Source organism: Rhizobium alarense (assembly GCF_021555155.1).
Classification (GTDB): Bacteria; Pseudomonadota; Alphaproteobacteria; order Rhizobiales; family Rhizobiaceae; genus Rhizobium_D; species Rhizobium_D alarense.
This window is the reverse complement of sequence record NZ_JAKGBU010000145.1, coordinates 2,196-6,692: the sequence shown is the minus strand read 5'-3', so window position 1 is coordinate 6,692 and position 4,497 is coordinate 2,196. Positions and strand designations below refer to the sequence as shown.

The following is a 4,497-nucleotide window of genomic DNA, read 5'->3' as shown; positions in this document are numbered from 1 at the left end:
CAGAAGAGAAATAGGTGGCCAGGTTTTTGCGCCGCCCGTGGTCGGACTATTCCGACGCTACCATGGCCCGTTTTTGCACCGCCGCTCTCAGACGGATTGCCCTTGCTTCGCGTTCAACACATAATGATGCAATGCAACCATCCGGCGAACTTGAAGTCTCGATCCTGGGAGACCTGCGTGTCAACGACGCGGACGGCGAAGTTCCGTTGCCCGCGTCGCGAAAGGCGCGCGCGTTGTTGGGATTCCTCCTGGCCACCGGGCGGCCACACCGACGCGAACGGCTTTGCGAACTTTTCTGGGACCTTCCCGATGACCCCAAGGCGTCGCTGAGGTGGGCCCTCAGCAAGCTGCGCAAGGTGCTCGACACGCCGATGCGCGCGCGTATCATCGCGGATCGGGAACGCGTCGCGCTCGACGATGACGGTCTTGCGGTCGACCTGCGCGCGGTGCGGGACCAGCTTCGCGGCGAACCACAGTCGCTCGGCTTGGCCGAACTCGAGGACGCCGCAAGCAGGCTTTCCCACATCCTGCTCGAAGGGCTCGACGGGGCAGGCGACGAAGCCTTCGATTCGTGGCTGGCGGCGGAACGTCAGGACGTCGCCACGGATCGGATTGCGGTTCTGAGAAGGCTGGCGCGCCATCCCGATGCCAGCAGCCCGGCGCGAGACAAATGGAACCAGTTGCTGCGCGAGGCCCGATTCCTTCGCCGAAGACGTCCCCGCGATGGCTGCCGGCACCGAACCTGCCCAGCCAGCAGTCCGGCGGCTGGAACCGTCGCTGCGGCGTGCCCACACGCGCGAACAGAAGATCGGATTCTGCAAGGTCGCGGACGGCACCAGGATTGCCTTTGCGAGCGTCGGCAAGGGGCCGCCCCTGGTCAAGGCCGCCAACTGGCTCACCCATATCGAGCATGACTGGAACACGCCGATCTGGGGCGCATGCTTTGCGGACATCGCCCGCGACCGGACATTCGTACGCTACGACGAGCGCGGCTGCGGGCTGTCGGACTGGGACGTCGGCAGGATCGACCTCGATTCGTTCGTCGATGATCTCGAAGCGGTGGTCGACCGGCTCGGACTGTCGCGATTTCCGCTGCTGGGCATCTCGCAGGGGGCCGCCGTCAGCATTGCCTATGCCGTGCGGCATCCGGAAAGGGTCTCGGGCCTGATCCTGATCGCCGGCTATTCCTCCGGTTGGCGCCTGCATGCGGACGAGGAGGAGATCGCGCGGCGCAACGCTGTCCGCCAGTTGACCGAAGTCGGCTGGGGTACGGACAATCCGGCCTACAGGCACATCTTCTCCCGCACGTTCATGCCCGACGCGGCGCCCGAAGACCTCGCCTGGTTCGACGAATTCCAGCGTCTCACCACCTCGCCGCGCAACGCCGCGCGCTTCCAGGACGCGTTCGGCGACATCGACGTGCGTCATATTCTCGCCGAGGTGCGGACACCGACCCTGGTGCTGCACGCGACCGACGATCAACGGATTCCCCTTGAACAGGGCCAGATGATCGCCACGGCCATTCCCGGCGCCCGCTTCGTTCCACTCGACAGCAAGAACCACGTCCTGGTGGAATACGAGCCGGCCTGGAACGCGTGCATGTCGCATATCCGGGATTTCCTGCGCGAAACCGGAATCTGATCGCGTCTGCGCGCACACGGTTTCAATTCCCCCCCTTCCCGACGCGTCAGCCGACCTCGAAAGGCTGGATCGGCGCGCTCAACGATACACAAAAAGTTTATCGCGCCGTAGCGCCTACAAGCTCCGTTACAACGCTCGTTACAACGGTGCAGTGTCAGTTCACCCGGCGAAACAATGAAAATTGGCATCGCGCGGCCGGGATCAAGGCCTGGCGCGGGCGCAGGCATGGGGGATGATCGACATGACCGCGAATGCAACCGGAAACGCGGAGACGCAGGTCAGCACATTGGTTGCGGACTCGACGTTCGACCCGATGATCACCCTGTTGCCCGCCGGTGGCTGGATCGCCGTCTGGACCGCGGAAAACGAAGAGCCTGGCAACGCGTTCACGCTTACCGGCCGCGGCAACCTCGATGGTGCCGGCAATTCGCTCGCCAACGCGATCACCGGCAATGGTGGAAAGAACACGCTGTCGGGCGGTGGCGGCAACGACACGCTGGAAGGTGGCGCCGGCAAGGACACGTTGAAGGGCAGTGGCGGACGCGACAGGCTCGTCGGTGACAAAGGCGGCGGCCGCGACTTCATCGACGATTTTTCGCGCGCACAGGGCGACCGGATCAATCTCAAGGCTATCGACGCCAATGTGATGGCGAAGGACAACCAGAAGTTCGAGTTCATCGGCACCGACAAGTTCGAGGAGGATGCCGGCGAACTGCGCTTCCAGAAGATGGGCGGCAACACTCTCGTCAGTGCCGATCGCAACGGTGACGGAAAGGCCGATTTCGCCATCCTTGTCGACGGCAACATCACCTTCAAGGCCGGCGATTTCATCCTCTAGCGGGAGGTTGTCCCGGGCCTTCGGGCCGGTCCGATCCGGCCGCAGTTCACGGAAAGTTGAACGCAGGCGCCGGCTGAGCGGGCGTGCTTACAACGCTCGTTACAACGCTGGCGAGTCAAACACCGCATACGCATTCAAATCAACTCGGCAAGGCCGCCCACACGAGCGCCTGGCCCGCATTCGAGCGAGGAAAACCCGCCATGGCTTCCAACGCCACCGGAAACGCGGAAATTCAGGTCAACACGACCTCGGCGGACCAGATGTTCAGCCCGAGCATCACCCTGTTGCCGGCCGGCGGCTGGATCGCCGTCTGGACGGCGTCTAGCGAGGAGGAGGGCAACGAATTCGTGCACACGATGATGCAGCGCTTCGACGCGGAGGGAAATCGCGTTGGCGATGAAGTGCAGGTCGGCGACCCAAAGGCGGGGTATAACAGCCCGACTGTCGTGCCGCTCGCCGATGGCGGCTGGCTGGTCATGCATGACCGCGGCGACATCGTGCAGCAGCGTTTCGACGCCGACGGGAACGTGGTGGGCGGCGAAACACAGATCAATACGGTCAGCGGGGATCTCCGTAGCGTGTCGGCAACCGTCCTTGAGGATGGAAGCTGGGTCGTCGCCTGGCAGCGAGGCGCCGGCAACGAAGACGTCTTCCAGCAGAAATTCAATGTGGATGGCATCGCGGTCGGCGGAGAAGTCCGCGTCAATACAACGACGTCGGGCAGGCAGTTCATGGATGATATCGCCGCGCTCGCCGATGGCGGATGGGTGGTCACTTTTGAATCGCCCGACGGCAACAGCGATGGCATCTTCCAGCAGCGTTACAATGCCGACGGCGTAAAGGTCGGAAGCCAGACGAGGGTCAATACCACGACGTCGGGCTCCCAGCAGTCTTCGACGGTCACCGCGCTCGCCGATGGTGGCTGGGTGGTTACGTGGTCTGGCCCGGACGGCGACCAGGACGGCATCTTTCAGCAGCGTTACGGCAGCAACGGCGCGAAAGTGGGGAGTGAAACCCTCATCAATACGGCCAGGGCCAGCTTCCAGACCGATCCGGTCGTTGCTGCGCTTTCCGACGGAGACTGGGTGATCGTCTGGCGTTCCGGCGCCCAGGACGGCGACGGCACCGGCATCTACATGCAACGCATCGCCGCCAACGGTGCCGCGGTCGGAACGGAGACCCTGGTCAATGTAACAACTGCCGGAATTCAGAGCGACGTTTCAGTCACCGCGCTGGATGGCGGCGGCTGGGTTGTCACGTGGAAGTCGGAAGACCCGGATACGTTCGTGGACACCGTCCAGCAGCGCGTCTTCGCCGATGATATCCGGGGCGCGGACGGCGACGACGTCATCGAAGGCACCGTGTTCGGCGAAGCCATTCTTGGCCTCGGCGGCGACGACACGATCGACGGCCTTGCTGGCGACGACACGATCGAGGGCGGGGCCGGCGCCGACGACATGGACGGTGGCGCCGGCGTCGACACGCTCAGCTATGCCGGCTCGACGCAAGGGGTTACCGTGCGGTTGAGCGACGGGACCGCGAGCGGCGGCGACGCCGATGGCGACACCTTCGCCAACTTCGAGAACGTCACGGGGTCGGAGGCCGGCGATACGCTCGTGGGGTCGGCAGGCGCGAATGTGCTGAGAGGCGGCGCGGGCAGCGACACCCTGATCGGTGGCGGCGGCGCGGATGTTCTCGAAGGTGGCGACGGCGCCGACAACATGGACGGCGGCGCCGGCATCGACACGCTCAGCTATGCCGGTTCGAATCTTGGGGTCACCGTGCGGCTGAGCGACGGGACCGCGACCGGCGGCGTTGCCAACGGCGACACCTTCACGAACATGGAGAACGTCACCGGATCGGCGCATAACGACACGCTGGAGGGGACGACGGGCGCGAACGTCCTGGTCGGCGGCGACGGCAACGACACTCTCATCGGTCGCGGCGGCGCTGATCGTCTCGAAGGCGGGAACGGAAACGACACGTTCAGGAGCCGTCCCAACGACTTTGCGGACGCA

General features: G+C 64.5%; 4 protein-coding genes. 3 read left to right on the top strand and 1 reads right to left on the bottom strand.

Annotated elements, in window-relative coordinates; genetic code table 11:
* Positions 1 to 113: 113 nt before the first annotated feature.
* Entirely contained in the window at positions 114 to 737 is a 624-nt protein-coding gene (locus LXM94_RS25150) for a hypothetical protein (protein ID WP_235774537.1), read from the bottom strand.
* On the opposite strand from LXM94_RS25150, the gene LXM94_RS25145 reads away from it, so the two are divergent.
* The 3 genes from LXM94_RS25145 to LXM94_RS25135 form a co-directional block, all read left to right on the top strand.
* Positions 724 to 1,641, top strand: a complete 918-nt coding sequence (locus LXM94_RS25145; RefSeq protein ID WP_235774535.1) for an alpha/beta fold hydrolase — start codon at positions 724 to 726, stop codon at positions 1,639 to 1,641. The two genes, LXM94_RS25150 and LXM94_RS25145, sit on opposite strands and share 14 nt — an antisense overlap.
* A gap of 241 nt (positions 1,642 to 1,882) precedes the next feature.
* Positions 1,883 to 2,479, top strand: coding sequence for a M10 family metallopeptidase C-terminal domain-containing protein (locus LXM94_RS25140; RefSeq protein ID WP_235774533.1), 597 nt, complete (start codon positions 1,883 to 1,885; stop codon positions 2,477 to 2,479).
* Between the two features lie 200 nt (positions 2,480 to 2,679).
* Positions 2,680 to 4,497: calcium-binding protein (locus LXM94_RS25135; protein WP_268965244.1), on the top strand; the 1,818-nt coding region annotated here is incomplete at its 3' end.

What these genes read in the sequence shown, in the direction of transcription:
- LXM94_RS25145 (WP_235774535.1), top strand. Translation starts at nt 724, where the DNA reads ATGGCTGCCGGCACCGAACCTGCCCAGCCAGCAGTCCGGCGGCTGGAA.
- LXM94_RS25140 (WP_235774533.1), top strand. Translation starts at nt 1,883, where the DNA reads ATGACCGCGAATGCAACCGGAAACGCGGAGACGCAGGTCAGCACATTG.